The sequence below is a fragment of the Bartonella sp. B41 genome (genome assembly GCF_053795765.1).
Genome location: NZ_CP200037.1, coordinates 748,155 through 774,549, shown reverse-complemented (window position 1 = coordinate 774,549; position 26,395 = coordinate 748,155). Strand labels below are relative to the sequence as shown.

Below are 26,395 nucleotides of genomic sequence, written 5' to 3'. Positions count from 1 at the left end.
GTAGAAACTACAGAATCATTGCTAGTGGTGCAGTGATTTGAGTTATGTTTGTTCATGAAATTTCCGAATTGTATGGTAGGCAATGTAGGTATCTTGTGTAAGATCCAAAAAAATTGAACACTAGATAGTGAGCAGGTACCTAAAATAAAATTGTACTTTTGAAGATTTCATGTTCGTGGTTAAGTGAATTTATACTAAGTTATAGCATTACGTTGTAAGTCTTGATTTCCATAAACAATCAAAAAAGCAAGTTGCATTTCCTTAGATTAACCATTCTATTTTTTTAGTTATAATTAGGTCTCTTTGTGTATTTAAAAGTCTGAACCGAGACAAGAAAGTGCTATCACAGAGCTAAATACTAAAAACAGAGTCTCTCAAAAATGAACAGGATTTAATTGTTTGTTTAATTTATCTTTTGGTGCGGACGGCGGGACTTGAACCCGCAAGGTCTTAGACCGGCAGATTTTAAGTCTGCTATGTTTACCGATTTCATCACGTCCGCAATGAAAGCTCTCTCATAAGCTATATCTTTTATTGAATCAAGGTCTAATGATGGAAGAAAACTTTTCATTCTTCTGTAAATTTTTGACTGACAATGGTTGTCTTTATAGTTAGAAGAAACCTATACAATGTTAATAAAGAAAGTATGAGATAAGTTGTGTTATGAGTAAATTTATTGAAGATGTAACAAAGGCTATGACAGCTTTGCATAATGTATTTGCTGAAACACCACTCCAAAGAAATGATTTTTTGAGTCAAAAATATGATGCAGAGATTTATTTAAAACGTGAAGATTTAACACCAGTTCGATCATACAAGATTCGTGGTGCTTTTAATTTTGTTTCAGAAATGCTTAACAAAATATCTCAAGATACTGCATTTGTTTGTGCGTCAGCGGGTAATCATGCGCAAGGAGTTTCCTTTGTTTGTCGTTATTTTAGGCGTAAAGGTGTAATTTTCATGCCTGTGACAACTCCGCAACAGAAAATTGATAAGACGCGTGTTTTTGGTCAAAATTTCATTGATATTCGGTTAGTTGGAAATACATTTGATCAGTGTTATGCAGCTGCACAATCTTTTGTTTCTGAGGGTGGTGGTATAATGGCACCGCCTTTTGATGACGTTCGTATTATCGTTGGGCAGGCGACGGTTTTATGTGAGGCTGTTTTGCAATGGAAAAAGCTTAAGGGAGAGCATGAACCAGATTTACTTGTTGTGCCTGTAGGTGGAGGTGGTTTGGCCAGTGGTGTCAGTAAATTTTTACATGAATATGGTTGGAAAACAAAACTTCGTTTTGTTGAGCCAGAAGGAGCTGCAAGCTTGTCTGCTTGTTTGAAAAGTGGAAAACATATTGAACTCGAAAATATTGATACATTTGTGGATGGTGCTGCTGTTGCTAAAATTGGTGTGTTAAATTATACTATCCTTAAGCAATTTTCGTTAGATTCTGTTATCACGGTTCCTGAAAATCGTGTATGTTCTACAATGGTTGAAATGCTCAATGTTGAGGGTGTAGTTCTTGAGCCTGCTGGTGCTCTATCGGTTGATGCTCTTAACAGTATTCCTGCTCAGGAATTGAAAGGAAAAAAAATTCTTCTCGTTATTTCAGGCGGGAATTTTGATTTTGAGCGTTTACCAGATATTAAAGAGCGGTCTTTGCGTTTTCAGGGACTTAGGAAATATTTTATTTTTAGTTTTCCCCAACATCCTGGTGCGCTGCGTAGTTTTCTTGCTCAATTATCTCCAGATGACGATATTGTGCGCTTTGAGTATTTAAAAAAATCATCCAGAAGTTTTGGTTCTGTGTTAATTGCAATTGAAACAAAACAATACGATAATTTTTGTATCTTAGAAAAAAAGTTTCAAGCGCTAGGTTGGCGTTATCGTGATATTACAGATGATCAAACGTTGTTTGATTTTGTTGTATGAGAATCTGTATTTTTGTATTTAGTTTATTTTAATTGATGTTGTTCTGTATAACATGGATATATTTTGCAAAGTGCTTGCTTTTTTGTTATAATTTAATGATAATATGTAGAAGGGTGCTTTAGTTTTTTGTAAAATGAAGTTTAATGCGCCTTTTCTTTATAAAAGAGTTGTCGCGGTTTGTACAAATCTCTTTTAAAGGGTTTCACTTCATAGATGTTAGAGATCAAGATTCTTAACTTGCGAGAATTCTTGTGTGGTTTGGTGCAGCCTGTTACTTATTAACACTTGTTGTGCCGAGGAAAGATTTTATTTTGAAAAACAGAGAAAATATTTTTACGGGGTTGGGATTATCTGCTCTTTTGACTAAAAATTTACTTGTTTCCGGTATTAGTAAGCCTAAACCTATTCAGGAACAAGCTATTCCAATGTTTTTAAATGGGCGCGATATTTTGGGTATTGCACAGACGGGATCTGGGAAAACTTTAGCGTTTAGCTTACCTGTTTTGAGTCAGATTTTAACTTTTGGGGAAAAGCGCTGTCCTCGAACTGCTCGAGCTTTGATTTTGGTTCCTACGCGTGAACTTGCTGTTCAAATTGATGAAACGATTCGTTTTGTTGCAAGGGGAACACATCTTTCTACGTGTCTCATTTTAGGAGGCGTATCACGTTTAAAACAGATTAAGCGCATGGCAATGGGGGTCGATGTTTTAATAGCAACACCTGGTCGTTTAGTTGATCTTGTTCGTGAGAAGTGTGTTGATCTTTCTCAATCTTGTTTTTTTGTTTTGGATGAAGCAGATCGTATGTTGGATATGGGTTTTATTGGTGATGTGCGACAAATTTCAAAACTTTTGCATAAGGAGCATCAGACAGCACTTTTTTCTGCAACAATGTCGAAAGAGGTTATTACGCTTTCAAAGTGTTTGCTCAATGATCCTGTAAAAATAGAAATTTCGCCTCAAGGAACTTCTGCCATAGAAATAACTCAAAAATTATATTGTGTTTCTACGAGCGAAAAAAAGAATGTTTTATGTAAACTTTTGACAAATCCAGTCTTGGTTTCAGTAATTGTTTTTACTCGAACAAAATACGGTGCTGATGCTGTTGCTCATTGTTTAGAAAGAAGAGGGTATTCTGTTGCAACAATACACGGAAATAAATCACAAAGTGCTCGGCAGCGAGCATTAAGGGCTTTTCGTGAAAAATCTGTGCGGATTCTTGTTGCAACAGATATTGCGGCGCGTGGTATTGATATACTTGGGATCAGTCATGTTATAAACTATGATTTGCCAGATGAAGCTGAGAGTTATGTGCACCGTATTGGTCGTACAGGGCGTAATGGTGCGGTTGGTAGTGCTATCACGCTTTTTGATGCTGGATTGGAATCTTCTCGTTTGCGTGCTATAGAACGCTTGATTTGTATGAAAGTGACGCGTGAACCCGTTCCAGAACAATTTGCAGCATTTCCAGAACAGACATTTACGATGGAAATGGAAAAAATGGAAGACAGTGAGAAGATTCGTGTTAGGAAGGTTAAGAATAAGAAGAGGTTTTTAAATAATAAAAATGATATTGTGCAGTCACAGAATAAAAATTCTTCATCTTCAAGTGAAAGACATAAAAAAGCGAAAGCAATGGCAAAACGTGTGAAGTCTTCTCGTTTTCGCAAATCAGTGAAAAGGGCAGCTTGAGTAAAAGTTTTCGGATAAAATTATGTGGGATTTTTTATTTTTTTGATTTTAGTTGAAAAGATAAAAACCGTTTTCATCACAAATAATATTGTTAATCACAGTTCAACTTAGAGATGATTTTCAGTATTTATGTTTGTTGATATCAAAAAGCAGAATATATACAATATTTCCTTTTTGCTTACAGAAAATTACGCAGAAGAATCGCAATATTCTGAAAAGAATCAACAACCCAAACAGTCACCTTCTTATTTAAAGGCGTCACAATAATTGAGATAATTCGTTTTAAAAAGAGAATTTTATCAAATGGCTCCCCGGGCCGGATTCGAACCAGCGACCAACCGGTTAACAGCCGGTTGCTCTACCACTGAGCTACCGGGGAATATAATGCTAATAACCTAACTACAAGGGCTATAGCAAAGCAATACTGATTTGCAAAGGGCAAAATTACTTTTTTTCAAAAAAATGTCAAAAATTGCATAAGAAGAGAAAAAAAGATCAGAGAAGAGTTCTGTATCTTGACGGATGCGTTGCCTTCCCTTATTGACGCTATCAGGTTTATTGATGAGGCCTCGTGGCAGAATGGTTACGCAGAGGACTGCAAATCCTTGTATCCCGGTTCGATTCCGGGCGAGGCCTCCAGCTTATGCTAGTAAAAATGATTTTCATAGATTAATACGTTTAAGTAAATTGTTTTTATATTCAGTAAAAATTTTTTATACATGAAGAATATATTTAGAGTTAAGAATATGTATTTAGGCCTTGGTAGTTGATTATGGTGTGTTTTTTCAATGCTGATGGTAAAAGCGGTATCAGGTTTTAAAGTTGCTATTTGAGGGGGTGTTTTTGTGCGAGGGAGAAAAGGTTAGTCATGGTTGCAAATTTTGCAGAGCTTCGTCGCAAAATGGTTGACAATCAGATTCGTCCAGTTGATGTGACAGATTTAGCAATTCTTGAGGCATTTTTAATGATACCTCGTGAGGACTTTGTCCCAGAGAGTATGAAAGCTTTAAGTTATCTTGATACTGATGTTATTGTATTTCCAGCCCATGATGGTATTCCTGCGTGCTATTTGATGGCTCCCGCATCTTTAGCAAAATTGCTTCAGCTTGCATCTATAAAATCATCAGACATCGTTTTGGATATTGGTGCAAATAGTGGTTATTGCGCAGCATTGCTTTCAAAACTTGCAGGATCTGTGATTGCTTTGGAGAGCAACAAGGATCTTTCGGAATGGGCAATAAAGAATTTAGAGCGTAATCAATGCGATAATGTTGTGGTTATACATGAAACACTAGAGCGAGGATATGCCGTTGAAGGGCCTTATGATGTAATTTTTATTGAAGGTTCTGTTGATTTTATTCCTAAGAAAATTTTTGACCAAATGAAAGAAAGTGGCCGATTAGTTGTTGTTGAAGGACATGGCAACGCCGGTGTTGCTCGAATTTACATAAAAGAAGACGGGCTAATTTCGGTACGTCGTGCCTTTAATCTTGCTGTAAAATGTCTTCCTAGTTTTTTAAAAACACCTGATTTCGTGTTTTAATACTTGTTTTATTTATGAATAAAAGTTAGTTTCATATGATCCATTTGTGGCTTAATTTTGATTATGGTTTAACATTGTGTTCGATATAAATAAGAAATTTCACGTATATTTGTTATTGGTATTAGGTGTTTTTGTACCAAATTTAGCTTGTTCTGAAACATTGATGGATGCTTTTTCTAAAGCTTATATGTACAATGCCAAGTTAAATAGTGAGCGTGCTGCTGTTCGTATTTCTAGCGATGACGTTGTTATTGCACGTTCTGGTTTGTTGCCACAAGTTGAAATAATTGGGAATTATGGTCGTGATAAACCCATGGTAGGGTCTTATAATACTTCTGGGACCATAGGTGTAAAATTACATCAGAGATTGTTTGATGGGTTAAGCACGCAAAATATGTTTTTTTCGACTCAGGTTAAGTTGCAGGCACAGCGTGAATATTTTCGTAATGCTGAGCAAAATATGTTTTTGGATGCAGCCGTAGCGTATACTAATGTGTATAAGGCGCGTCGTATCGCGGATCTTCGCAGAAAGAATTTAGCTGCTCTTGAGGAGCAGGTTCGTTCAAATAAAGCCAAGCTCGATGTGGGAGAGGGAGGGTTCGTTGATCTCTCTCAAGCGCAAGCTGCGCGTTCTGTCGCTGTTTCAGAGCTCAGTCTTGCGCGTGCTGATGTAAAGTCAGCAGAGGCAGTTTATAGGCAAGTAATTGGTTCTGATCCTGAAAATCTAGAACATCCACCAGTAGCAACAGATTTGCCGGTAGATCTTGATGAGGCTTTCAAAATTAGCGTTATTATGCACCCTGCAATTCTTTATGCGAAGTACTTGGTTGATGCTGGTTTTTATAATGTAAGGGCAAAAGAAGGGGCATTTCTTCCTAAAATTGATTTTTCTGCAGCAACATCCTACAATCGTATTTATAGCGGTGCTGGAGGGGATGGGGTTTCTAAATCAATTGGGTTATCTCTTAATGTTCCGATTTTTGAAGGTGGGCGTACATCTGCGCAGGTTCGTCAATCAAAAGAACAGCTTGAGCAGGCTCGTCTTCAGCTTGATTTAGCTCATAGCAATGTGAGACAAGCTCTTACTTCTGCTTGGTTTCAATTAGAGGGTGCACGTTCATCTGTTTTTGCTTATCGTGAGAGTGTTCGTGCTGCTGAAATTGCTCTTAAAGGTCGTATGCAAGAAAATATTGTGGGGCAAGCGACCACATTGGATGTTTTAAATTCTCGATCTCAGTTAATAAATGCTCAGATTGCGTTGGTGGTGGCGGAAAGTAATGCTATTGTTGCTAGTTACAGTGTTCAATCTTCTATTGGTAAGTTAACTGCAAATTATCTTGGTTTAAGACCTATTAAATATATACAGTAAGAACATAGAAATTGCTTTTTGGTGTGTTGAATAATTTTAATCTTTAAAAAATATAGGATTAATAGTTTAGCTTGCTGACAGTGGAGAAAGTTGTGTGAGTATCATCTTCGTGACAAAGAGGTGTGTTGATCTTGCAGTTCTTTTTCTTACACTAAAATGGTGATTCTGTTTTGTCACGTTTTTGAGAGGTTTTAAGGTATGGTACAGAGTTCGAGTGTGTTACGTGAGCCGAGTATGGATGAAATTTTAACATCCATTCGTGAGATAATTGAAGAAAATGCGGCTCAGTCTGATCAACTTTTAGGTGGAGAAGTTTCAGTAGATGTTTCCGAGGATCATTGTTCAGAAGCTTCATCAGATGGTACATATGATGCAGCTTTATCGGTTGATGATGCAATGAAGGCTTTGGCCAGCCGTATTGGTCTTTCTTCTGAGGATAAAGATTTTTCTTTCATGCAAAAGAAGGAAAGAATGGAAACAGAAAATAGTGCGGTTAGTGTAGATATGCTAAAGGAAGGGTCTGTTTCTGAAGAAAAATATTCTACTCAGAAAGCTAAGGAATGTAATGATGATGAATTCGTTTCGCGGTCGCGAGATGCAACTGATAGCCGCGTTGAATTATCTGCGTATTGTCTTTCTTCTGTAGAGAAAATTGCGAAGGATGTGTTGCGTCCTGCTATAGCAGAGTGGTTGCAGTCAAAATTACCTTTTTTGCTTGAAGATATTTTACGTGAAGAAATCGTTAAGGTAATTAAGAAATTTCCTTAATTTTTTGTTATTACGATTTGTTTTTTATAAAATTATCGTAAATAGATTAGGTTATCGAATAGTATGATCATGTTTTGATCGTATGTGCTGTTTTTCAATTGCGTCGTAAGTAGGTAAATAAGAATGTTAGAAAAAAACTATGACGCTGCTTTTATAGAGCGACAAGCTGCAAAACGATGGGAGGAGCGTGGTGCTTTTGGTGCGGGGATGGGATCAAAAATAGACGCAGAGTCTTTTTGTGTTATGCTTCCTCCTCCAAATGTTACGGGCTCTCTTCACATGGGGCATGCACTCAATACAACAATTCAAGATATCGTAGTTAGATTTCAGAGAATGCGTGGTAAAAATGTGCTATGGCAGCCTGGTATGGATCATGCGGGGATTGCGACGCAAATGGTTGTTGAGCGCCAACTTATGGAGCGTCGAGAACGAACTCGTCAGGAAATGGGTAGGGAGAAATTTATTGAGCGTATTTGGGAATGGCGTCATGAGACTGGTGACGTTATTACAAATCAATTGCGTCGCTTGGGTGTTTCGTGTGATTGGTCGCGTGGACGATTTACAATGGATGAGGGGGTATCTCAGGCTGTGCGTGAAGTTTTTGTCACACTTTACAAGCAGGGGTTGATATACAAGGATAAGCGTTTAGTAAATTGGGATCCAAAGTTGTTGACGGCTATTTCAGATCTTGAAGTTGAGCAAAAAGAAGTCAAGGGGCATTTGTGGCATTTTAGGTATCCTCTTGAAGGTAGAATTTTTGATCCAAGTGATGCCACAACTTTCATTGTGGTTGCAACGACACGACCAGAAACAATGCTGGGGGATACTGGAATTGCAGTTAATCCTGAGGATGATCGCTATAAAAATCTCATAGGTCAAAATGCTATTTTGCCTCTTGTTGGTCGCAAGTTATTAATTGTTGGTGATACTTATGCTGATCCAGAAGCAGGAAGTGGGGCTGTGAAAATTACACCGGCTCATGATTTTAATGATTTTGAGGTAGGGCAGCGCAATAATTTACGCTTAATTAACATTTTTACGCAAAAGGCAGAGATTTTTTTGCGTGAAAATGAGGCATTTTTTGATGATTTGATTTTGTCAGATGAATTAAAAATATTGGTGAAAGATTTAGACCAGTCTGATCGTTTTGTAGCGCGCAATCGAATTGTTTCTTTGATGGAGGAGAAGGGGTATTTAGCGGCTGTTGATGATCATCTACATACTGTTCCTCATGGGGATAGAAGTGGGGTACCTGTAGAGCCCTTTTTGACGGATCAGTGGTATGTTAATGCTGTGGAATTGGCTAAGCCAGCAATAGAGGCGGTTCGCCAAGGAAAAATGAAATTTGTTCCTGATAGTTGGAAAAAAACTTATTTTAATTGGATGGAAAATATTCAGCCTTGGTGTATCTCTCGGCAATTGTGGTGGGGGCATCAAATTCCAGCTTGGTATGCTCCAGATGGTACAGTTTTTGTTGAAAAAAGTGAAGATGCAGCTAATGCCTCTGCCTTGTCTCATTATGGCAAAGTTGTTAAATTAACTCGTGATCAGGATGTTCTGGATACTTGGTTTTCGTCAGCTCTTTGGCCTTTTTCTACGTTAGGTTGGCCAAATAAAACTGCTGAATTAGAAACTTTTTATCCAACGTCCCTATCAGTTACTGGATTTGATATTATTTTTTTCTGGGTTGCTCGTATGATGATGATGGGTCTTCATTTTATGGGCGATGTACCTTTTCCAACGGTTTATGTACATGCTCTTGTGCGAGATCAAAAGGGTGCAAAGATGTCAAAATCGAAGGGGAATATTATCGATCCATTGAATCTTATTGATCAATATAGCGCAGATTCATTACGTTTTACTTTGGCTATTATGGCAGCACAAGGTCGTGATGTAAAACTTGATCCTTCCCGTATTGCAGGGTATCGCAATTTTGCTACTAAGTTATGGAATGCTACCAGATTTGCAAAGATGAATGGTTCTAAACACGATCCGTTTTTTAAGCCAGAAAAAGTAAAACTTCCACTTAATCGTTGGATTTTAACTGAGTTATCTAAAACTGTTGCTGCAGTCACTTCTGGTATTGAAAACTACAGGTTTAATGAATCTGCTAGTGCACTTTACCGCTTCATTTGGAATGTATTGTGTGATTGGTATTTGGAGCTTCTCAAGCCTGTGTTTCAAGATTCAAGTGAGGATATCAAAAAAGAATCTAAGTCGTGTACTGCTTGGGTTTTTGACAAAGTTTATAAGCTTCTTCATCCTTTTATGCCTCATATAACGGAGGAGTTGTGGTTTCTTACAGAGACACCTGGTATGGAACGTGAAGATGTGTTAGCATTAACGCCGTGGCCGGAAGTAGAATTTGTAGATGAAGAATCTGCTTCTGATATCAATTGGCTTATTGACGTTATTACAGAGATTCGTTCTGTGCGTTTTGAAATGAATATTCCTGCAGCTACGCTAGCACCTCTTGTTATTGTAGAAGGAGAAGGCGTAACACGAGACCGTGTGCAGCGTTATGATGCTGTTCTTAAGAAGTTAGCGCGTGTTGAAACAATTCACTTCTCTGATAAAGTTCCGGATGTATCCGTGCAAATGATTTTTGGAAAGGCAACTTTTTGCTTGCCACTAGGACAGCTGATTGATTTGGAAGCTGAACGTGTTCGTTTAATGAAAGATGCTAATAAAATTGAACAAGATATTGAAAAGATATTGATTAAATTAAATAATCCAAAATTTGTAGCAAATGCAAAACCAGAAGTTGTTGAGGGAGAACGCAACAAGGTTTTAGAATTGCATGCTGCGAAAGAGAAAGTATCCGTTGCTTTAGGGCGCCTTTCTTAGTTGCGATTATTTTTATTCTTTTTCTTTTATAGAGGTTAAGACTCTTTTAGTTTAAAATTTAGGAATTTTAGATTTTTTCTTCAATTGAGTTTATAATTTATTTTTCTTACTATTCTATCACGGGATTTGTAATTTATTGTGTAGAGATGTGCATATATTTCAGAAAATTACTGATCGTTTATTTGATTTTTAAAATGTGTATTTACTGAAAAAAATGAAACTTTCCTACTCAAGCTATACTTTGTAATATTTTTTTTCAAAAAGGAAAAACAATTTTCTTTACATGGATGCTAGCTGTGGCTTATTAGAATTTGTGAATTTATATATTGTATGAAGTTTTCATTAAAAATATTTTGATTGACAGTGTGCGAAACGATTAATGGCTGAGGATTTTAGATAAAAATTCTTGTACGCGTGGTGTTCTGTTTTTTGGGTTAGAAAAGAATTCTTCAGATACACAATCTTCGAGAATTTTTCCCTGATCCATAAAAATAACACGATCTGATACTTTTTGAGCAAATCCCATCTCATGAGTTACACAAATCATTGTCATGCCTTCTTCTGCTAATCCAATCATTACATCGAGTACTTCACCTACCATTTCAGGATCTAGAGCAGATGTTGGTTCATCAAAAAGCATAACAAGTGGATTCATGGTTAAGGCACGTGCAATAGCAACGCGCTGCTGTTGACCTCCAGAAAGTTCACTAGGATATTTGTTTTTATGCTCAACGAGTCCAACTCGCTCTAGATATAGCAAACCACATTCAAGTGCTTCTTTTTTGTTGCGTTTGAGTACTTTAATTTGTGCAATTGTTAAATTTTCTATTACGGACAAATGTGGAAAAAGCTCAAAGTGTTGAAATACCATTCCTACTTGGCTACGTAATTTGGATAAATTGGTTTGTTTTGAATGAACTGGTATTCCATTAATCCAAATTTCACCTTTTTGGAAAGGAATCAAAGCGTTAATGGTTTTAATAAAAGTTGATTTACCTGAACCTGATGGCCCACAAACAACAACAACTTCTCCTTTATTGATATTTGTTGTACAATTTTTAAGAACATTAACTTCGCCATACCAGTTGGAAACATTTTTTATTTCAATCATACGAGTAGACATTTCTCTTCCTTATTAGCGAATAATAGATATTTTTTTTTGTAAAAATAAAACCATTTGTGACAGTGTAAAACAAATAACAAAATAGAAAGTAGCTGCCAAGATATAAGCTTCTTGTTTTGTGCCAAAATTGTTAGAAACAATATCAAAACCGTTCAAGAGGCTACTTCCACTGATTGCGTAAACGAGGGTTGTGTCCTGAAAGAGGATAATTACTTGTGTTAAAAAAATTGGAAGCATGTCTCTAAAAGCTTGGGGAAGAATTACGATAAACATATTTTGCCAATAGTTCATTCCTAGAGCTTGCCCTGCATATTTTTGTCCTTGCGAAATTGAATTTATACCAGCACGCATAATTTCTGCGAAATAAGCTGCTTCAAATGCTGTAAATGTAATCAATGCTGATTTATTTGCACCTATTGATGTACCAGTAAAAAAAGGTAAGAGAACAAAAAACCATAAAATAACCATAACAAGAGGTATTGAGCGCATGATCGTTATATAACTTATTGCAAAAAGAGAGAGTACTCTTGCAGAAGAAAGTCGCATCATCGCTAACAGTGTGCCAAAAACAAAGCCGAATATTGTTGCAAAGAGAGTTAAGAAAATACTAAAAAGTAGCCCTGATAGAATGTAAGAGCAGAATATGTCAAAAGTAAAAAATGAAAAATCAAAGTCTGAAAAATTGAAAAGAGAATAAAATTCAAACTGAGATTTTATGAAGTCTATCATGTTTGATGTTCCTTTGTTTGAAGATTAGGAATTTTAAGCATTTTCTCAATTATGCTCATAACTATGAATACAAATAGAGCTATGAGAATATAAAGAATCGTTATAAGGAGGTAATTTTCGTAAACGTGACTTATTTCTTCGATTGTTTGGTATTGAAATTGCATTAGTTCGTTTACTGAGACAGCAAATGCTATAGACGAATTTTTTACAATGCTCATTGCTTCTGAGGTAAGTGGTGGCATAATTGTGCGTATGGCACGTGGCAATATTATGTAGAGATAACTTTGGTAGGTCGTAAATCCAAGTGCCATCGCTGCATGATGTTGCCCAGAAGGAATAGCTTCAATACCTGAACGAACTTGTTCCGCAATACGTGCAGATGTAAAAAAACCCAAGGCACATATTACTAACAATATGGGTGAAAAATTCATTGCTGGTGGATAAATCTTCGGTACAACAAAGTACCACAGAAATACTTGTACGAGAAGGGGGATGTTTCGCATAATTTCCACCCAGATTCTACTGATAGCACGAAACAAAAAATTGATAATGGAAGTATTTGGTAAGGTCCTCATTGTTCCAATAATAATACCAACACATATGGCTAAGATCAGTGAAGATATAGATAATACCACTGTATTTTTTAAGCTGTCGAGTAGTGTATCCAAATAGGTGTGACTCACACCGGGAGTTCCAAAACATCCTTTTACCAGTGTTTGGTTAAGATCATCTATGCAAAGGAAAGAAAAGTCCATAAATTGATATTTCCTAAATTTAATCATCCGCAAAGAAAACAACAAATCAGCTACGTTTACCTGGGCTGAATTTATTGAGAAATGAATCAAAATATAACCACATTTAATCTATTAAAGAATTAAATAGCGTGGTTATCTTTATATTTTAACGTCATAAATTATTTTCTGAGTAATCTTCTTGAGGCTTGTTGTTTGGATGTTCCCAAGCATATTTCGTTGATTGAGACAGTGGGAGACTGATGACGACATTTGCCGGTGGGATTGGTTTCATAAACCACTTATCATAAAGTTTTTCGAGTGATTTATCTTTAATTTGGCGGACAATGCTATCATTGATTGCATGTTCAAAATTCTTGTCATTTAATCTGAGCATGCAGCCAATCGGTTCAATTGAAAGAACAGTATCAAGAATAATATAATCAGATGGATTTTTTGATTTAGCGATATGTCCAGCAAGAATTGAAGTATCCATGATAAATGCATCTGCACGACCAGACTCTAGTAGTAGAAAGCTATCTCCATGATCTTTCCCTTGTATGACGTTGAAGTTGATATTTTTTGCACGTTTATTTTTTCGAATAAGTTGTACAGATGTTGTGCCGGTAGTAGTTGCAATTGTTTTTCCTTTTAAATCTTCAAGAGATTTGATATTGGAATTTTTTTTCACGACAATTCGCACATCTTCAACGTAAGTGGTATAAGCAAACGCTGCTTCCTTATTGCGGGAAAGGTTATTTGTTGTTGATCCGCATTCAAAATCATAAGTTCCATTTCTTAGAAGAGGAATTCTATTTTGTGATGTAATAGGAAGGTAATTAATTTTAATTGGCTTACCAATCTTTTTTGAAATATCACTAATGATATTTTCCGCCATTTCTGTGTGAAACCCGGTATATTTTCCATTTCCAAGGGCATAAGCTAAGCCTGACGATTCGCGAACTCCTATGGTAATTTCTCCTGTTTTTTTAATTTTTTCAAGTGTATCCCCTCCAGCTTGTGCACTTCCTGGTAGCCCAATAAAGGTTGCTATCACAAGCGTTAGCAGCGATTTTTTCATTGTTTCCTCCATGAATATTTACACTTTCGTACTTTGTACTGCCCGTGGCATAATATTGTTTGAAGCACACTACTATGCTTTGTGTAACATATTTATCATTCTGGGTGGGATATTTTTTTACCCAGACAAGGTGTATGTTGTATTCTTCCAGCCACAATTAAGGTGAATCCAAACGGGAACATGATCCGACGGTTTTAGATATCCTCTTACTTCCGTTTGACTATAAGCGCAAATAAGATGGTCGATTGTCTCTGGTGACAATAATAGATGATCAATACGAATCCCGTTATTTTTTTCCCATGCTCCAGCTTGAAAATCCCAAAAGCTGAAAGAGGGAGTATCTGTGACATTACGAATAGCATCGTATAAACCCAAATGGACGATGCGTTGAAATGCTTGTCTTATTTGAGAAAGAAATAAGGCATCATTACGCCATTCATGTGGCTTTTTTGCATCTAATGTAGCAGGAATAACATTATAGTCACCCGCCAAAACAAGAGGTTCTTCGTACGTAAGCAATAATTTTGTATGCTCGTACAATCTTTCTATCCATTCTGTTTTATAAAGGTATTTTTCGCTGTTAATGGGGTTGCCGTTTGGAAGATAGAGAGAAGCAACACGAATAATACCCTTATTTGTTGAGTACACTGCTTCAATGTAGCGTGCTTGTTTATCATCCTCATTCCCTGGTAATTGACGAATAACTTCATCGGGTGTTTTTTTAGAGAGAATCGCGACACCATTAAAGCTTTTTTGTCCATGTGTTTCTATATGATAGCCTAAACCTTCAATTGCATTACGTGGAAAATTTTCGTTAGTACTTTTAGTTTCTTGTAGACAGGCTATATCTGGTTGATTTTGCTGTAACCACTTACACAATGTTTCGTGTCGTGCTTTTATTCCAGCAATATTCCACGTTGCTATTTTCATGGTATTCATCTGATCATCATTGAATGTTGAATATGCAATAGGTTAAGTTATTTCGTAATAATTTTTAGAATGTTGTTAAAGTCCTTTGAATCATTGTGCAAGAAATATTACTATGGTGATTTAATTTATCAAGTGCGTGGGGAAAAGCTAAGTTAAAGTATTACAATATTGGTTTATTTTCATTTTTATAAACTTTATGATGTTTAGTTCTTGACGAACGTATATGTTCTCGCTATTAGAAGCTACCATAACCGATGTAAGAGTGCACTTTTTGGGCTTGCCCAGCAGTCATGTCAAGCAGGGGTTGTTTTGAATAATTGAAAGTAAATATCAATGCAAAAGGCTTCTTGCCTTCTCTGCCTGTTTTCGGGTGAACTGTTTTTGGCAGTCTAGCCCGATTTTGTGTATAGACTTGGTGTCTGCTCTGAGTTGTATCATGGTAAACTCTGGAAAAGCCAAGATTTTGAGTAAACAAATGTAGATCAAATAAAGAGGAAGGTTACATGCCTACCGTAAATCAGTTGATTCGGAAACCGAGGATTGCGCCGGTTAAGCGCAATAAAGTTCCCGCTCTTCAAGCAAACCCGCAGAAGCGTGGCGTTTGTACTCGTGTTTACACAACAACGCCGAAGAAGCCGAATTCTGCCCTTCGTAAAGTTGCTAAGATTCGCTTAGCAAATGGGTTTGAAGTGATTGGATACATTCCAGGGGAAGGGCATAATCTTCAAGAGCACTCTGTTGTTATGATTCGTGGTGGTCGTGTTAAAGATTTGCCAGGAGTTCGTTATCACATTATTCGAGGTTTGCTTGATACGCAGGGTGTCAAGAATCGTAAGCAGCGTCGTTCGAAGTATGGCGCAAAGCGTCCAAAGTAATTTTTTATTGAGAGACAAAGTTAATGTCCCGTCGTCATAGAGCAGAAAAACGTGAGATTAATCCAGATCCTAAATTTGGTGATTTGGTTATTACAAAATTTATGAATGCCATTATGTTTGATGGCAAAAAGTCAGTTGCTGAGCGTATTGTTTATTGTGCGCTTGATGCAGTGGAAAAAAAAGTAAAGTCAGATCCTGTTGCTTTATTTCATCAAGCATTGGAAAATGTTGCTCCTCATATAGAGGTTCGTTCACGTCGTGTTGGTGGTGCTACTTATCAAGTTCCGATTGATGTTCGTCCAGATCGTCGTCAAGCTCTTGCTGTGCGTTGGTTGATTGCGGCGGCGCGGCGGCGTAGTGAAACAACAATGATTGACCGTCTTTCTGGTGAATTGGTGGATGCCGCCAATAATCGTGGTTCTGCGGTAAAAAGGCGTGAGGATGTTCATCGTATGGCTGAGGCTAATCGTGCATTTTCTCATTATCGCTGGTAGGTGTATTGCTGGTGGGTATGTTTAAGAAGCTAAGGTAAGAAGATGGCTCGAGAGTATAAGATTGAGGATTATCGTAATTTTGGCATCATGGCGCATATTGATGCTGGTAAGACGACTATGACTGAGCGTATTTTGTTTTACACTGGTAAAAATCATAAAATCGGTGAAACTCATGATGGTGCCTCTACAATGGATTGGATGGAACAAGAGCAGGAACGTGGTATTACGATTACTTCTGCTGCGACGACTACTTTTTGGGAGGGGCGTGATGGTCGGAAAAGACGCTTCAATATTATCGATACGCCGGGGCATGTTGATTTTACGATTGAGGTTGAACGTTCTTTGCGTGTCCTTGATGGCGCGATAGCGTTATTGGATGCTAATGCCGGTGTGGAGCCTCAAACAGAGACTGTTTGGCGACAGGCTGAAAAGTATCATGTGCCGCGTATGGTTTTTGTTAATAAGATGGATAAGATAGGAGCTGATTTTTACCGCAGTGTGGAGATGGTTGGGTCACGATTGGGAGCTAAGGCGCTTGTTTTGCAATTGCCGATTGGTGCTGAGAATGACTTTGAAGGTGTTGTTGATCTTATTGAGATGAAGGCTTTAAGGTGGGATGGATCTATTGGTGCTTCAGCGGTGGTGAGTGAGATTCCTGGTGACTTAAAGGAAAAGGCGGAAAAATATCGCGAAGAACTAATTGAGATGGCGGTTGAAGTTGATGAATCTGCGACAGAGGCTTATTTAGAGGGAGTGATGCCAACTAATGAGCAGCTTATTACTCTTATTCGTAAGGGAACGATAGGGGTTCAGTTTCATCCGGTTCTTTGTGGGACGGCTTTTAAGAATAAGGGGGTTCAGCCTCTTTTGGATGCTGTTGTTTCTTATCTTCCTTCTCCAGTTGATGTTCCTGCGATTAGTGGAGTTGATGCGAAGACTGAGGCTGAAACAACACGCGAATCCTCTGATGAAGCTCCTCTTTCTATGCTTGCGTTTAAGATAATGAATGATCCTTTTGTTGGTTCATTGACATTTTGTCGTATTTATTCTGGTCGAGCTCAAAAGGGTATTTCTCTTGAAAATACTGTGAAGAGAAAAAAGGAGCGTTTGGGGCGTATGCTTCAGATGCATTCGAATTCTCGTGAAGATATTGAAGAGGCTTTTGCTGGTGATATTGTTGCCCTTGCGGGGCTTAAGGAGACGACAACAGGTGATACTCTTTGTGATCCTTTGAAGCCTGTTATTTTGGAAAGAATGGAATTCCCGGAGCCTGTTATCGAAATTGCGATTGAGCCAAAAACAAAAGCTGATCAAGAGAAAATGGGATTGGCGCTTAGTCGTTTAGCGGCGGAGGATCCTTCGTTTCGAGTTAAGTCAGATGAGGAATCGGGGCAGACGATTATTGCTGGGATGGGTGAACTTCATCTTGACATTATTGTTGATCGTATGCGGCGAGAATTTAAAGTTGAGGCTAATGTGGGTCAGCCTCAGGTTGCTTATCGCGAGTCAATCACGAAGGTTGCTGAGATTGATTATACTCATAAAAAACAGTCTGGTGGTGCTGGACAGTTTGCGCGCGTAAAGATTATTTTTGAGCCTCATGAAGGTGATGATTTTCTATTTGAATCAAAGATTGTTGGTGGTTCTGTTCCTAAAGAGTATATTCCTGGTGTTCAGAAAGGGATTGAAAGTGTTATGGGTTCGGGTCCTCTTGCTGGGTTCCCTATGCTTGGGGTGAAAGCTACTTTGGTTGATGGTGGTTACCACGATGTGGATTCTTCAGTTTTGGCATTTGAGATTGCCGCTCGTGCAGCTTTTCGTGATGGTGCAAAAAAAGCTGGTGCGCAGCTTTTGGAACCTATCATGAAAGTAGAGGTTGTTACGCCTGAGGACTATGTTGGCGACGTTATTGGTGATTTAAACTCTCGTAGGGGGCAGATCTCAGGAACTGAGGTGCGTGGTATTGCTACGGTTGTGAATGCGATGGTTCCTTTGGCTAATATGTTTGGTTATGTAAACACTCTTCGTTCAATGAGTCAGGGTCGTGCTCAGTATACAATGCAGTTTGATCATTATGAGCCTGTTCCTTCGGCTGTTGCTTTGGAGATCCAAAAGAAATACGCGTAGTTTTTGGGCTACGTAATTAATTTTAACTTGGTCCTTTGTTTTGGACAAAAAAATGGAGAGCTCAAATGGCAAAGAGCAAATTTGAACGTACGAAACCACATGTTAACATTGGTACGATTGGTCATGTTGATCACGGAAAGACCTCGCTAACCGCAGCGATTACGAAATATTTTGGTGAATTTAAAGCGTATGACCAAATTGATGCGGCGCCTGAAGAGCGTGCGCGTGGGATTACTATTTCTACAGCTCATGTTGAGTATGAGACAGAGAAGCGGCATTATGCGCATGTTGATTGTCCTGGTCACGCAGATTATGTGAAGAACATGATCACCGGAGCAGCGCAGATGGATGGAGCCATTTTGGTTGTTTCTGCAGCTGATGGCCCTATGCCTCAGACTCGTGAGCATATTTTGTTGGCTCGTCAGGTTGGTGTTCCGGCGATTGTTGTTTTTCTTAATAAAGTTGATCAAGTTGATGATGCGGAGCTTTTGGAGCTTGTTGAACTTGAAGTTCGGGAACTTTTGTCAAAATATGATTTTCCAGGAGATGATATACCAATAGTCAAGGGTTCTGCGTTAGCTGCTCTTGAGGATACAGATAAGAGTATTGGTGAGGATGCAGTTCGTCTTTTGATGAGTGAGGTTGATAATTATATTCCAACGCCTGATCGTCCTGTTGATTTGCCGTTTTTGATGCCAATTGAGGATGTTTTTTCGATTTCTGGTCGTGGAACTGTTGTTACTGGTCGTGTTGAGCGCGGTGTGATTAAAGTTGGGGAAGAAATTGAGATTATCGGGATTCGCCCAACTTCTAAGACAACAGTTACGGGTGTTGAGATGTTTCGCAAGCTTTTAGATCAAGGTCAGGCTGGTGATAATATAGGTGCGTTGCTTCGAGGTGTTGATCGTGAAGGAATTGAGCGTGGTCAAGTTTTGGCAAAACCTGGTTCTGTGACACCGCATACTAAATTTAAGGCAGAAGCTTATATTTTGACCAAGGATGAGGGTGGTCGTCATACTCCATTTTTTACGAATTATCGTCCACAGTTTTATTTTCGTACTACAGATGTGACGGGAATTGTTACATTGCCTGAGGGTACAGAGATGGTTATGCCTGGTGATAATGTTGCTATGGACATTTCTTTGATTGTGCCTATCGCAATGGAAGAGAAGTTGCGTTTTGCTATTCGTGAAGGTGGGCGTACAGTGGGTGCTGGTATAGTTTCTAAGATCATCGAGTAAATAATCATTGGTGAAGGCGTTTTGTGTAATAGGAAAATGAATAGCATGAACAGTCAAAATATCCGTATTCTCTTAAAGGCTTTTGATCATAGAATTCTTGATGCGTCGACACGTGAAATTGTGTCAACTGCTAAGCGTACTGGTGCAAATATTCGTGGACCTATTCCGTTGCCAACGCGGATTGAGAAGTTTACGGTTAATCGTGGTCCTCATATCGATAAAAAAAGTCGCGAGCAATTTGAGATGCGTACACATAAGCGTCTTCTTGATATTGTTGATCCAACACCGCAAACTGTAGATGCGCTTATGAAACTTGATCTTTCTGCTGGTGTAGATGTTGAGATTAAGCTTTGAGGTTTGAGGACAGAAGGAATAAATCTGATGCGTTCAGGTGTAATAGCACAGAAATTGGGTATGACCCGTATTTATAACGATGCTGGAGAGCATGTTCCAGTGACAGTACTTCGTTTGGAGAGTTGTCAGGTTATTTCTCAGCGTACAGTGGAAAAGAATGGTTATACTGCTGTTCAATTGGGGGTGGGTTTTGCTAAGATTAAAAATATTTCAAAAGCTCTTCGTGGGCATTTTGCTAAATCTTCTGTTGAGCCAAAAGCTAAAGTGGTAGAATTTCGTGTTAGTCCTGATAATCTTCTTGATGTTGGTACTGAAATTACGGTAGAACATTTTGTTCCTGGACAAAGGGTTGACGTAACTGGTACAAGTATCGGTAAAGGTTTTGCTGGTGTTATGAAGCGACATAATTTTGGTGGTCATCGTGCTTCACATGGTAATTCAATTACACATCGTGCTCATGGTTCAACGGGGCAATGTCAAGATCCTGGTAAAGTTTTTAAGGGAAAAAAGATGGCTGGCCACATGGGGCAGGTGCGTGTAACAACGCAGAATATTGAGGTTGTTTCTACGGATGTTGAGCGTGGTTTGATTTTGGTTCGTGGTTCTGTTGTTGGTTCTAAGGGAGCTTGGATTTTGGTTCGGGATGCTGTAAAAAAACGTCTTCCTGACAATGTTCCAAAGCCTGCTGGCGTTCGTCGTCTTGTGAAGGAATCGTCAGAAACTGTTTCTCCGGTAACAAAAGAAGCTGAATCTAGGGAAATTGAATGATGGATTTGGTAATAAAAAGCCTTGATGGTAATGAAGTTGGTAAGTTGAAGGTTTCTGAGGCTATCTTTGGTCTTACTCCACGTGAGGATATTTTGCAGCGTGTTGTTCGTTGGCAACTTTCGCGTCGTCAGCAGGGAACGCATCAGTCGCAGGGGCGGTCTGAAGTTTCTAGAACTGGGGCGAAAATGTTCAAGCAAAAGGGAACTGGGCGTGCTCGTCATTCATCTGCTCGTGCGCCACAATTCCGGGGAGGTGGTAAAGCGCATGGCCCGGTTGTGCGTAGTCATACGCATGATCTTCCTAAGAAAGTTCGTGCTCTTGGTTTGCGTCTTGCTTTATCAGCGAAATTTAGTGCAAATGATTTGGTTGTGGTCGATGAAATGAGTTTGAAAGATGCTAAAACGAAAACTTTAGTTTCTAATTTTTCTAAAATTGGATTTAACAATGCTTTATTAATTGCGGGCAAAGAGGTTGATATTAATTTTTTTCGTGCAGCATCTAATATTCCTAATATTGACGTTTTGCCGATTCAGGGAATTAACGTTTACGATATTTTGCGTCGTAGTAAACTTGTTTTATCAAAAGCGGCTGTTGAGTCTCTAGAGGAACGTTTTAAATGACAGATCTTCGCCATTATGATACAATCGTCAGTCCGGTTATTACTGAAAAATCGACGATGATTTCTGGGTATAATCAGGTTGTTTTCAGTGTTGCACTGAAGGCCACAAAGACTGAAATTAGAGAGGCTGTTGAGGCGCTTTTCGGCGTTAAGGTTAAGTCCGTTAATACTATAGTTCGCAAGGGTAAAATAAAGCGTTTTAAGGGTATTGTTGGTCGGCAGAATGATGTTAAAAAAGCAATTGTAACGCTGGCTCATGGTCAGTCTATCGATGTTTCGACAGGTCTTTAAAGGAATCGGAGATAGGAATGATGGCACTTAAGTATTTTAATCCGACTACACCTGGGCAACGTCAGCTTGTTATGGTGGATCGTTCTTGCCTTTATAAGGGTAAATCCGTGAAGGCGTTGACTGAGGGGTTGTCGTCAAAGGGTGGGCGTAATAATCGTGGTCGGGTCACTGCTCGCTTTCAGGGTGGTGGTCATAAGCGTAGTTATAGGTTTGTTGATTTTAAGCGTCTTAAGCGTGATATTCCCGCAAAGGTAGAGCGCTTGGAGTATGATCCAAATCGTACTTCTTTCATTGCGCTTATTCGTTATGAAGATGGGCAGTTAAGTTATATTCTTGCGCCGCAACGTCTTGATGTTGGTGATTTTGTTGTTGCTGGTTCAAATGTCGATGTTAAGCCTGGTAATGCTATGCCGCTTTGTAATATGCCTGTGGGGACGATTATTCACAATGTTGAGATGAAGCCGGGAAAAGGTGGCCAGATTGCTCGTTCAGCTGGAGCTTATGCGCAATTAGTTGGGCGGGATCAAGGTATGGCTATTCTTCGTCTTAATTCTGGTGAGCAGCGTTTAGTGTTTGGTGGTTGTTTTGCAACTGTTGGTGCAGTTTCAAATCCGGATCATGGGAATATTAATGATGGTAAGGCAGGTCGTACGCGTTGGCGCGGCAAACGTCCTCATGTTCGTGGTGTTGCCATGAATCCAGTAGATCATCCACATGGTGGTGGTGAAGGTCGTACATCAGGAGGTCGTCATCCGGTGTCTCCTTGGGGTAAGCCTACAAAAGGTAAGCGTACGCGCTCTAATAAAGCAACCGATAAGTTTATCATGCGTACGCGGCATCAACGTAAGAAATAAGAGAGGTAGTCTGAGGTGGTTCGTTCGGTTTGGAAAGGTCCGTTTGTTGACGGCTATCTTCTTGGGAAGGCAGAGAAGGTACGTGAGAGTGGGCGTAATGAGGTTATAAAAATATGGAGTCGTCGCTCTACTATTTTACCGCAGTTTGTTGGTTTGACTTTTGGTGTTTATAATGGCAATAAGCATATCCCTGTTTTTGTTTCTGAAGAGATGGTCGGGCATAAATTTGGAGAATTTGCTCCTACCCGTACTTATTATGGGCATGGTGCAGATAAAAAGGCGAAGAGGAAGTAGGGATGGGAAAGGCTAAAGTTTCGCGCCAGCTTAGAGAAAATGAGGCTAAGGCTGTTGCTCGGACAATTCGTGTTAGTCCGCAGAAGCTTAATTTGATTGCTGCCATGATTCGTGGTAAAAGAGTTAATGTCGCGTTGGCTGATTTAACATTTTCGCGTAAACGTGTTGCTGGAACTGTTAAAAAAACTCTTGAGTCGGCTATTGCAAATGCGGAGAATAATCATGACCTTGATATTGATTCGTTGATTGTTGCAGAGGCGTATGTTGGTAAGTCTGTGGTTATGAAGCGTTTCCATGTGCGTGGTCGTGGTCGTGCTAATCGGATTGAGCGTCCATTTTCGCATCTTACTATCATTGTTCGTGAAGTTACCAGAGAAGTGGAGGCCGCATAATGGGGCAGAAGGTTAATCCAATAGGACTTCGTCTTGGAGTTAATAGGACTTGGGATTCTCGTTGGTATGCCGATAATGGTGAGTATGGGCGTCTCTTGCATGAGGACTTGAGAATTCGTTTGTATGTTCTTGAGGAATTGAAGCAGGCTGCTATCTCCAAGGTTGTTATTGAACGTCCTCATAAGAAATGTCGTGTAACGATTTATTCGGCACGTCCTGGTTTAATTATTGGTAAAAAGGGTGCTGATATTGAAAAGCTTCGTCGTAAAATTTCGCAAATGACTGACGCTGAAACTTCGTTAAATATTGTGGAAATTCGTAAACCTGAAATTGATGCTACGATTATTGCACAGTCAGTTGCTCAGCAGTTAGAGCGTCGTGTTGCGTTTCGGCGTGCAATGAAGCGTGCTGTTCAGTCTGCTATGCGTCTTGGGGCGGAAGGTATTCGTATTAACTGTTCAGGTCGTCTTGGGGGTGCTGAAATTGCTCGTATGGAATGGTATCGTGAAGGTCGTGTTCCGCTTCATACTTTGCGTGCTGATGTTGATTATGGTACTGCCGAGGCTAGGACTGCTTATGGAGTTTGTGGCGTTAAGGTATGGGTTTTTAAGGGGGAAATTTTTGAACATGATCCGATGGCTTCAGAACGCTGTGCTACAGAAGTTGATCATTCTGGTTCTTCATCAAATCGTCGCCGCGAAAATGCTTAGTTTTTGTGGTTGGGATAAAGCTGGGAGTAGAGAGTAATGTTGCAGCCAAAGCGCACAAAATTTCGTAAACAATTCAAGGGGCGTATTCATGGTGCTTCGAAGGCTGGTACGAATTTAAATTTCGGCGCTTACGGTCTGAAGGCTGTTGAACCGGATCGTATTACTGCTCGTCAAATTGAGGCAGCGCGTCGGGCAATTACGCGTTATATGAGGCGTTCTGGTCGTGTTTGGATTCGTATTTTCCCAGATCTTCCAGTTACCTCTAAGCCAACTGAGGTTCGGATGGGTAAAGGTAAGGGGAGTGTCGATTATTGGGCAACGCGTGTTGCTCCTGGGCGTGTCATGTTTGAGCTTGATGGAGTGCCTGAAGATGTGGCGCGTGAGGCATTAAGGTTGGGTGCTGCAAAGTTACCTATTAAAACACGTTTTGTTCAACGGATTACTGAGTAAAGAGATTAAGCGATGGGAGCCATAGAGTTACGGGCGCAAACGCTCGACAAAATGAAAGATGAGTTGGCTAAGTTAAAGAAGGAGCAATTTAATTTGCGCTTTCAAAAGGCGACGGGTCAGTTGGAAAAGACTGCACGTATTCGGCGGGTTCGTCGTGATATTGCGCGTATTAAAACTTTTCTTCGCCGTAAGATAAACGAGAAAAAGTTTGAGGAAGTGAAAGATGCCTAAACGCGTTTTGCAGGGTATTGTCGTCAGCGACAAAAGTGATAAAACTGTAATTGTTAAAGTTGAGCGTCGTTATTCTCATCCGCTTCTTAAAAAGACTGTTAGGCAGTCTAAAAAATACAAGGCGCATGATGAGAGTAATCAGTTCAAGCTTGGGGATCAGGTTTTTATTCAGGAATCTAGGCCGATTTCTAAAGATAAACATTGGATTGTTGTTAAGGACAGTGTAGTATAAAGTTGGATTTATTGTTTTGAAATTTAGCAATAATTGTATTTTTGTTGATAGATTTGAAAGCAGTAATTTTGTCATTATTTTGAAATAGGTCTGATTTGTGTTGAGGCACGATGAGACGTGTGTGTTTAGGGAAGGTGAGCGGTCATGATTCAGATGCAAACGAATCTCGATGTTGCAGATAATTCTGGTGCTCGTCGTGTTATGTGCATCAAAGTATTGGGTGGTTCAAAGCGAAAATATGCTTCGGTCGGTGATATTATTGTTGTTTCGGTTAAGGATGCTATTCCTCGTGGTCGTGTAAAAAGGGGGGATGTGATGAAAGCTGTGGTGGTTCGTACCGCTAAAGATATTCGTCGCGTTGATGGTAGTGTTATCCGTTTTGATAGTAATGCTGCTGTTTTAGTGGATAATAAAAAAGAGCCAATAGGAACACGTATCTTTGGACCGGTTCCTCGTGAACTTCGTGGTAAAAATCATATGAAGATTATTTCGCTTGCTCCGGAAGTATTGTAGGGAGCAGATATTATGCAAAAAATTCGAAAAGGTGATAGAGTTGTTATTTTGTCTGGTAAAGATAAAGGTTGCCGTGGTGAAGTAATTAAGGTAAACCCGAAGGAGAGTAGTGCTTTTGTTCGTGGTGTTAATATGATTAAACGTCATCAGCGTCAAACGCAGAAGCGAGAGGCAGGAATTGTTTCTAAAGAGGCTCCGATTCATTTGTCCAACTTGGCTATTGCTGATCCTAGGGATGGTAAGCCTACGCGTGTAGGTTTTCGTGTGAATGCAGATGGCAATAAGGTTCGCTTTGCCAAGCGTTCGGGAGAATTGATTAATGGCTGAAGAAAAACAAAAGCCGCGTATGAAGACGCATTATTTTGAAGTCGTTCGTAAGGCTCTTCGTGAGCGGTTTGATTATAGGAATGAAATGGAGATTCCACGCGTCGATAAAATAGTGGTTAATATGGGAATTGGCGAGGCGACTGCTGATTCGAAGAAACCGTCCATTGCTGCTGAAGATTTGGCGTTAATAACTGGTCAGAAGGCTGTTATTACTCGTGCACGTAATTCTATTGCAACTTTTAAAGTTCGTGAAGGAATGCCTATAGGTGCTAAGGTTACGTTGCGTAAAGATCGTATGTTTGAGTTTCTGGATCGTCTTATTACGATTGCACTTCCGCGTGTTCGTGATTTTCGTGGTTTGAATTCAAAAAGCTTTGATGGTAATGGTAATTTCGCCATGGGCATTAAAGAGCACATTGTTTTTCCAGAAATAAATTATGATAAGGTTGATCAAATTTGGGGCATGGATATTATTGTTTGCACGACGGCGAAAACGGATGATGAGGCGCGTGAGTTGTTACGTGCTTTTAATTTCCCATTTCGTTCGTAAGGGCAGGTGAAGTGAGGTAGAATTATGGCTAAAGTGAGTGCAGTTGAGAAAAATAGGCGTCGTGAATCTATGGTGAAACGTTATGCTGCACGCCGTGCACGCTTGAAGGCGATAGTTATGGACCAAAAAAATTCTCTTGAAGAGCGTTTTCGTGCTTCTGTGCGATTGGCAGGATTTCCGCGCAATTCTGCTAAGGTTCGTGTTCGTAATCGTTGTGAAGTTTCAGGTCGGCCACGAGCCTATTATCGTAAATTAAAGGTGTCGAGGATTGCGTTGCGAGAACTTGGTTCTTTGGGGCATATTCCTGGTATTGTTAAGTCTAGTTGGTAAGA

General features: G+C 39.3%; 30 protein-coding genes and 3 tRNA genes. 26 read left to right on the top strand and 7 right to left on the bottom strand.

The genetic code is table 11. The features are described 5' to 3' along the window. Window positions 1-416: 416 nt before the first annotated feature. Window positions 417-502 (bottom strand) — tRNA-Leu (locus V4P54_RS03370). 161 nt (window positions 503-663) lie between these two features. Between V4P54_RS03370 and ilvA the strand changes: the two genes are divergently transcribed. Together ilvA and V4P54_RS03360 are read left to right on the top strand one after the other, a co-directional pair. After that, on the top strand, window positions 664-1,929 hold the full coding sequence (ilvA, locus tag V4P54_RS03365) for a threonine ammonia-lyase IlvA (RefSeq protein ID WP_455476651.1): 1,266 nt from the start codon (window positions 664-666) through the stop codon (window positions 1,927-1,929). A 311-nt stretch (window positions 1,930-2,240) separates the two neighbouring features. After that, complete coding sequence (locus tag V4P54_RS03360) at window positions 2,241-3,620, top strand: DEAD/DEAH box helicase (RefSeq protein ID WP_455476650.1); 1,380 nt, start codon at window positions 2,241-2,243, stop codon at window positions 3,618-3,620. 304 nt (window positions 3,621-3,924) lie between these two features. Here the strand turns inward: V4P54_RS03360 and V4P54_RS03355 are convergent. Continuing rightward, window positions 3,925-3,999 (bottom strand) — tRNA-Asn (locus tag V4P54_RS03355). Between the two features lie 186 nt (window positions 4,000-4,185). Here V4P54_RS03355 and V4P54_RS03350 point away from each other — a divergent pair. The 5 genes from V4P54_RS03350 to V4P54_RS03330 all read left to right on the top strand — a co-directional run bounded on the left by V4P54_RS03350 (window position 4,186) and on the right by V4P54_RS03330 (window position 10,147). Continuing rightward, a tRNA-Cys gene (locus tag V4P54_RS03350) sits at window positions 4,186-4,259 on the top strand. Window positions 4,260-4,488: 229 nt separating this feature from the next. Further along, window positions 4,489-5,163, top strand: coding sequence for a protein-L-isoaspartate O-methyltransferase family protein (locus tag V4P54_RS03345; RefSeq protein ID WP_455476649.1), 675 nt, complete (start codon window positions 4,489-4,491; stop codon window positions 5,161-5,163). Window positions 5,164-5,239: 76 nt separating this feature from the next. Next, a complete protein-coding gene (locus V4P54_RS03340) occupies window positions 5,240-6,532 on the top strand; it encodes a TolC family outer membrane protein (protein ID WP_455476648.1) in 1,293 nt (430 codons plus the stop codon). A gap of 198 nt (window positions 6,533-6,730) precedes the next feature. Continuing rightward, window positions 6,731-7,300 carry a DUF2497 domain-containing protein gene (locus V4P54_RS03335; RefSeq protein WP_455476647.1) on the top strand — a complete coding sequence of 190 codons (570 nt, stop codon included), beginning with the start codon at window positions 6,731-6,733 and terminating at the stop codon, window positions 7,298-7,300. Between the two features lie 123 nt (window positions 7,301-7,423). After that, entirely contained in the window at window positions 7,424-10,147 is a 2,724-nt protein-coding gene (locus tag V4P54_RS03330) for a valine--tRNA ligase (RefSeq protein ID WP_455476646.1), read from the top strand. Between the two features lie 376 nt (window positions 10,148-10,523). Here the strand turns inward: V4P54_RS03330 and V4P54_RS03325 are convergent, their stop codons facing one another. The 5 genes from V4P54_RS03325 to xth all read right to left on the bottom strand — a co-directional run bounded on the left by V4P54_RS03325 (window position 10,524) and on the right by xth (window position 14,741). Further along, window positions 10,524-11,270 (bottom strand): amino acid ABC transporter ATP-binding protein, encoded by a 747-nt coding sequence (locus V4P54_RS03325; protein WP_455476645.1) that lies wholly within the window; start codon window positions 11,268-11,270, stop codon window positions 10,524-10,526. Window positions 11,271-11,282: 12 nt separating this feature from the next. After that, on the bottom strand, window positions 11,283-11,999 hold the full coding sequence (locus tag V4P54_RS03320) for an amino acid ABC transporter permease (protein ID WP_455476644.1): 717 nt from the start codon (window positions 11,997-11,999) through the stop codon (window positions 11,283-11,285). Continuing rightward, the gene (locus V4P54_RS03315) at window positions 11,996-12,754 is read right to left on the bottom strand and encodes an amino acid ABC transporter permease (RefSeq protein ID WP_455476643.1); all 759 of its coding nucleotides are present in this window, start codon (window positions 12,752-12,754) and stop codon (window positions 11,996-11,998) included. The genes V4P54_RS03320 and V4P54_RS03315 overlap by 4 nt, the downstream gene beginning before the upstream one ends. A gap of 151 nt (window positions 12,755-12,905) precedes the next feature. Beyond that, window positions 12,906-13,811 (bottom strand): transporter substrate-binding domain-containing protein, encoded by a 906-nt coding sequence (locus tag V4P54_RS03310; RefSeq protein WP_455476642.1) that lies wholly within the window; start codon window positions 13,809-13,811, stop codon window positions 12,906-12,908. A 117-nt stretch (window positions 13,812-13,928) separates the two neighbouring features. After that, window positions 13,929-14,741, bottom strand: coding sequence for an exodeoxyribonuclease III (gene xth, locus V4P54_RS03305; RefSeq protein ID WP_455477677.1), 813 nt, complete (start codon window positions 14,739-14,741; stop codon window positions 13,929-13,931). A 503-nt stretch (window positions 14,742-15,244) separates the two neighbouring features. On the opposite strand from xth, the gene rpsL reads away from it, so the two are divergent. From rpsL to rpsN, 19 genes are all read left to right on the top strand, one after another. Continuing rightward, the gene (gene rpsL, locus V4P54_RS03300; RefSeq protein WP_455476641.1) at window positions 15,245-15,616 is read left to right on the top strand and encodes a 30S ribosomal protein S12; all 372 of its coding nucleotides are present in this window, start codon (window positions 15,245-15,247) and stop codon (window positions 15,614-15,616) included. 23 nt (window positions 15,617-15,639) lie between these two features. Then, complete coding sequence (gene rpsG, locus V4P54_RS03295; protein WP_455476640.1) at window positions 15,640-16,110, top strand: 30S ribosomal protein S7; 471 nt, start codon at window positions 15,640-15,642, stop codon at window positions 16,108-16,110. Between the two features lie 42 nt (window positions 16,111-16,152). Further along, window positions 16,153-18,237 (top strand): elongation factor G, encoded by a 2,085-nt coding sequence (gene fusA, locus V4P54_RS03290; RefSeq protein ID WP_455476639.1) that lies wholly within the window; start codon window positions 16,153-16,155, stop codon window positions 18,235-18,237. 65 nt (window positions 18,238-18,302) lie between these two features. Further along, on the top strand, window positions 18,303-19,478 hold the full coding sequence (gene tuf, locus V4P54_RS03285; RefSeq protein WP_455476638.1) for an elongation factor Tu: 1,176 nt from the start codon (window positions 18,303-18,305) through the stop codon (window positions 19,476-19,478). A gap of 45 nt (window positions 19,479-19,523) precedes the next feature. Continuing rightward, window positions 19,524-19,832, top strand: coding sequence for a 30S ribosomal protein S10 (rpsJ, locus tag V4P54_RS03280; RefSeq protein WP_455476637.1), 309 nt, complete (start codon window positions 19,524-19,526; stop codon window positions 19,830-19,832). A gap of 27 nt (window positions 19,833-19,859) precedes the next feature. Continuing rightward, complete coding sequence (rplC, locus tag V4P54_RS03275) at window positions 19,860-20,600, top strand: 50S ribosomal protein L3 (protein WP_455476636.1); 741 nt, start codon at window positions 19,860-19,862, stop codon at window positions 20,598-20,600. After that, window positions 20,600-21,220 (top strand): 50S ribosomal protein L4, encoded by a 621-nt coding sequence (rplD, locus tag V4P54_RS03270; protein ID WP_455477676.1) that lies wholly within the window; start codon window positions 20,600-20,602, stop codon window positions 21,218-21,220. Before rplC ends, rplD begins: the two co-directional genes overlap by 1 nt. Then, complete coding sequence (locus V4P54_RS03265) at window positions 21,217-21,510, top strand: 50S ribosomal protein L23 (RefSeq protein WP_455476635.1); 294 nt, start codon at window positions 21,217-21,219, stop codon at window positions 21,508-21,510. Before rplD ends, V4P54_RS03265 begins: the two co-directional genes overlap by 4 nt. Before the next feature lie 20 nt (window positions 21,511-21,530). Next, entirely contained in the window at window positions 21,531-22,364 is an 834-nt protein-coding gene (gene rplB / locus V4P54_RS03260; protein WP_455477675.1) for a 50S ribosomal protein L2, read from the top strand. A gap of 15 nt (window positions 22,365-22,379) precedes the next feature. Further along, the gene (rpsS, locus tag V4P54_RS03255) at window positions 22,380-22,658 is read left to right on the top strand and encodes a 30S ribosomal protein S19 (RefSeq protein WP_455476634.1); all 279 of its coding nucleotides are present in this window, start codon (window positions 22,380-22,382) and stop codon (window positions 22,656-22,658) included. Window positions 22,659-22,660: 2 nt separating this feature from the next. Continuing rightward, window positions 22,661-23,050 (top strand): 50S ribosomal protein L22, encoded by a 390-nt coding sequence (rplV, locus tag V4P54_RS03250; RefSeq protein WP_455476633.1) that lies wholly within the window; start codon window positions 22,661-22,663, stop codon window positions 23,048-23,050. Then, window positions 23,050-23,760 carry a 30S ribosomal protein S3 gene (gene rpsC, locus V4P54_RS03245; protein ID WP_455476632.1) on the top strand — a complete coding sequence of 237 codons (711 nt, stop codon included), beginning with the start codon at window positions 23,050-23,052 and terminating at the stop codon, window positions 23,758-23,760. Before rplV ends, rpsC begins: the two co-directional genes overlap by 1 nt. Before the next feature lie 36 nt (window positions 23,761-23,796). Continuing rightward, a complete protein-coding gene (rplP, locus tag V4P54_RS03240; protein WP_455476631.1) occupies window positions 23,797-24,210 on the top strand; it encodes a 50S ribosomal protein L16 in 414 nt (137 codons plus the stop codon). A 12-nt stretch (window positions 24,211-24,222) separates the two neighbouring features. After that, complete coding sequence (gene rpmC / locus V4P54_RS03235) at window positions 24,223-24,441, top strand: 50S ribosomal protein L29 (protein WP_455476630.1); 219 nt, start codon at window positions 24,223-24,225, stop codon at window positions 24,439-24,441. Beyond that, a complete protein-coding gene (rpsQ, locus tag V4P54_RS03230) occupies window positions 24,434-24,673 on the top strand; it encodes a 30S ribosomal protein S17 (protein WP_455476629.1) in 240 nt (79 codons plus the stop codon). The genes rpmC and rpsQ overlap by 8 nt, the downstream gene beginning before the upstream one ends. A gap of 144 nt (window positions 24,674-24,817) precedes the next feature. Then, entirely contained in the window at window positions 24,818-25,186 is a 369-nt protein-coding gene (gene rplN, locus V4P54_RS03225; protein WP_455476628.1) for a 50S ribosomal protein L14, read from the top strand. A 12-nt stretch (window positions 25,187-25,198) separates the two neighbouring features. Beyond that, complete coding sequence (rplX, locus tag V4P54_RS03220) at window positions 25,199-25,513, top strand: 50S ribosomal protein L24 (RefSeq protein WP_455476627.1); 315 nt, start codon at window positions 25,199-25,201, stop codon at window positions 25,511-25,513. Then, entirely contained in the window at window positions 25,506-26,063 is a 558-nt protein-coding gene (rplE, locus tag V4P54_RS03215; protein WP_455476626.1) for a 50S ribosomal protein L5, read from the top strand. Before rplX ends, rplE begins: the two co-directional genes overlap by 8 nt. Before the next feature lie 24 nt (window positions 26,064-26,087). Then, entirely contained in the window at window positions 26,088-26,393 is a 306-nt protein-coding gene (gene rpsN, locus V4P54_RS03210) for a 30S ribosomal protein S14 (protein ID WP_455476625.1), read from the top strand. Window positions 26,394-26,395: the final 2 nt, after the last annotated feature.

Excerpts from the sequence above, each read along its gene's own strand:
- V4P54_RS03335 (WP_455476647.1), top strand. The coding sequence starts at position 6,731 with ATGGTACAGAGTTCGAGTGTGTTACGTGAGCCGAGTATGGATGAAATT.
- rplX (WP_455476627.1), top strand. The coding sequence starts at position 25,199 with ATGCAAAAAATTCGAAAAGGTGATAGAGTTGTTATTTTGTCTGGTAAA.
- V4P54_RS03320 (WP_455476644.1), bottom strand. The coding sequence starts at position 11,999 with ATGATAGACTTCATAAAATCTCAGTTTGAATTTTATTCTCTTTTCAAT.
- rplB (WP_455477675.1), top strand. The coding sequence starts at position 21,531 with ATGGCACTTAAGTATTTTAATCCGACTACACCTGGGCAACGTCAGCTT.
- rplV (WP_455476633.1), top strand. The coding sequence starts at position 22,661 with ATGGGAAAGGCTAAAGTTTCGCGCCAGCTTAGAGAAAATGAGGCTAAG.
- rplN (WP_455476628.1), top strand. The coding sequence starts at position 24,818 with ATGATTCAGATGCAAACGAATCTCGATGTTGCAGATAATTCTGGTGCT.
- rplC (WP_455476636.1), top strand. The coding sequence starts at position 19,860 with ATGCGTTCAGGTGTAATAGCACAGAAATTGGGTATGACCCGTATTTAT.
- rpsL (WP_455476641.1), top strand. The coding sequence starts at position 15,245 with ATGCCTACCGTAAATCAGTTGATTCGGAAACCGAGGATTGCGCCGGTT.
- V4P54_RS03330 (WP_455476646.1), top strand. The coding sequence starts at position 7,424 with ATGTTAGAAAAAAACTATGACGCTGCTTTTATAGAGCGACAAGCTGCA.
- rpsJ (WP_455476637.1), top strand. The coding sequence starts at position 19,524 with ATGAACAGTCAAAATATCCGTATTCTCTTAAAGGCTTTTGATCATAGA.
- tuf (WP_455476638.1), top strand. The coding sequence starts at position 18,303 with ATGGCAAAGAGCAAATTTGAACGTACGAAACCACATGTTAACATTGGT.
- V4P54_RS03265 (WP_455476635.1), top strand. The coding sequence starts at position 21,217 with ATGACAGATCTTCGCCATTATGATACAATCGTCAGTCCGGTTATTACT.
- rpsN (WP_455476625.1), top strand. The coding sequence starts at position 26,088 with ATGGCTAAAGTGAGTGCAGTTGAGAAAAATAGGCGTCGTGAATCTATG.
- fusA (WP_455476639.1), top strand. The coding sequence starts at position 16,153 with ATGGCTCGAGAGTATAAGATTGAGGATTATCGTAATTTTGGCATCATG.
- rpsG (WP_455476640.1), top strand. The coding sequence starts at position 15,640 with ATGTCCCGTCGTCATAGAGCAGAAAAACGTGAGATTAATCCAGATCCT.
- rplE (WP_455476626.1), top strand. The coding sequence starts at position 25,506 with ATGGCTGAAGAAAAACAAAAGCCGCGTATGAAGACGCATTATTTTGAA.
- V4P54_RS03315 (WP_455476643.1), bottom strand. The coding sequence starts at position 12,754 with ATGGACTTTTCTTTCCTTTGCATAGATGATCTTAACCAAACACTGGTA.
- rpmC (WP_455476630.1), top strand. The coding sequence starts at position 24,223 with ATGGGAGCCATAGAGTTACGGGCGCAAACGCTCGACAAAATGAAAGAT.
- V4P54_RS03325 (WP_455476645.1), bottom strand. The coding sequence starts at position 11,270 with ATGTCTACTCGTATGATTGAAATAAAAAATGTTTCCAACTGGTATGGC.
- V4P54_RS03345 (WP_455476649.1), top strand. The coding sequence starts at position 4,489 with ATGGTTGCAAATTTTGCAGAGCTTCGTCGCAAAATGGTTGACAATCAG.
- V4P54_RS03310 (WP_455476642.1), bottom strand. The coding sequence starts at position 13,811 with ATGAAAAAATCGCTGCTAACGCTTGTGATAGCAACCTTTATTGGGCTA.
- xth (WP_455477677.1), bottom strand. The coding sequence starts at position 14,741 with ATGAAAATAGCAACGTGGAATATTGCTGGAATAAAAGCACGACACGAA.
- rplD (WP_455477676.1), top strand. The coding sequence starts at position 20,600 with ATGGATTTGGTAATAAAAAGCCTTGATGGTAATGAAGTTGGTAAGTTG.
- rpsC (WP_455476632.1), top strand. The coding sequence starts at position 23,050 with ATGGGGCAGAAGGTTAATCCAATAGGACTTCGTCTTGGAGTTAATAGG.
- rpsQ (WP_455476629.1), top strand. The coding sequence starts at position 24,434 with ATGCCTAAACGCGTTTTGCAGGGTATTGTCGTCAGCGACAAAAGTGAT.
- rplP (WP_455476631.1), top strand. The coding sequence starts at position 23,797 with ATGTTGCAGCCAAAGCGCACAAAATTTCGTAAACAATTCAAGGGGCGT.
- ilvA (WP_455476651.1), top strand. The coding sequence starts at position 664 with ATGAGTAAATTTATTGAAGATGTAACAAAGGCTATGACAGCTTTGCAT.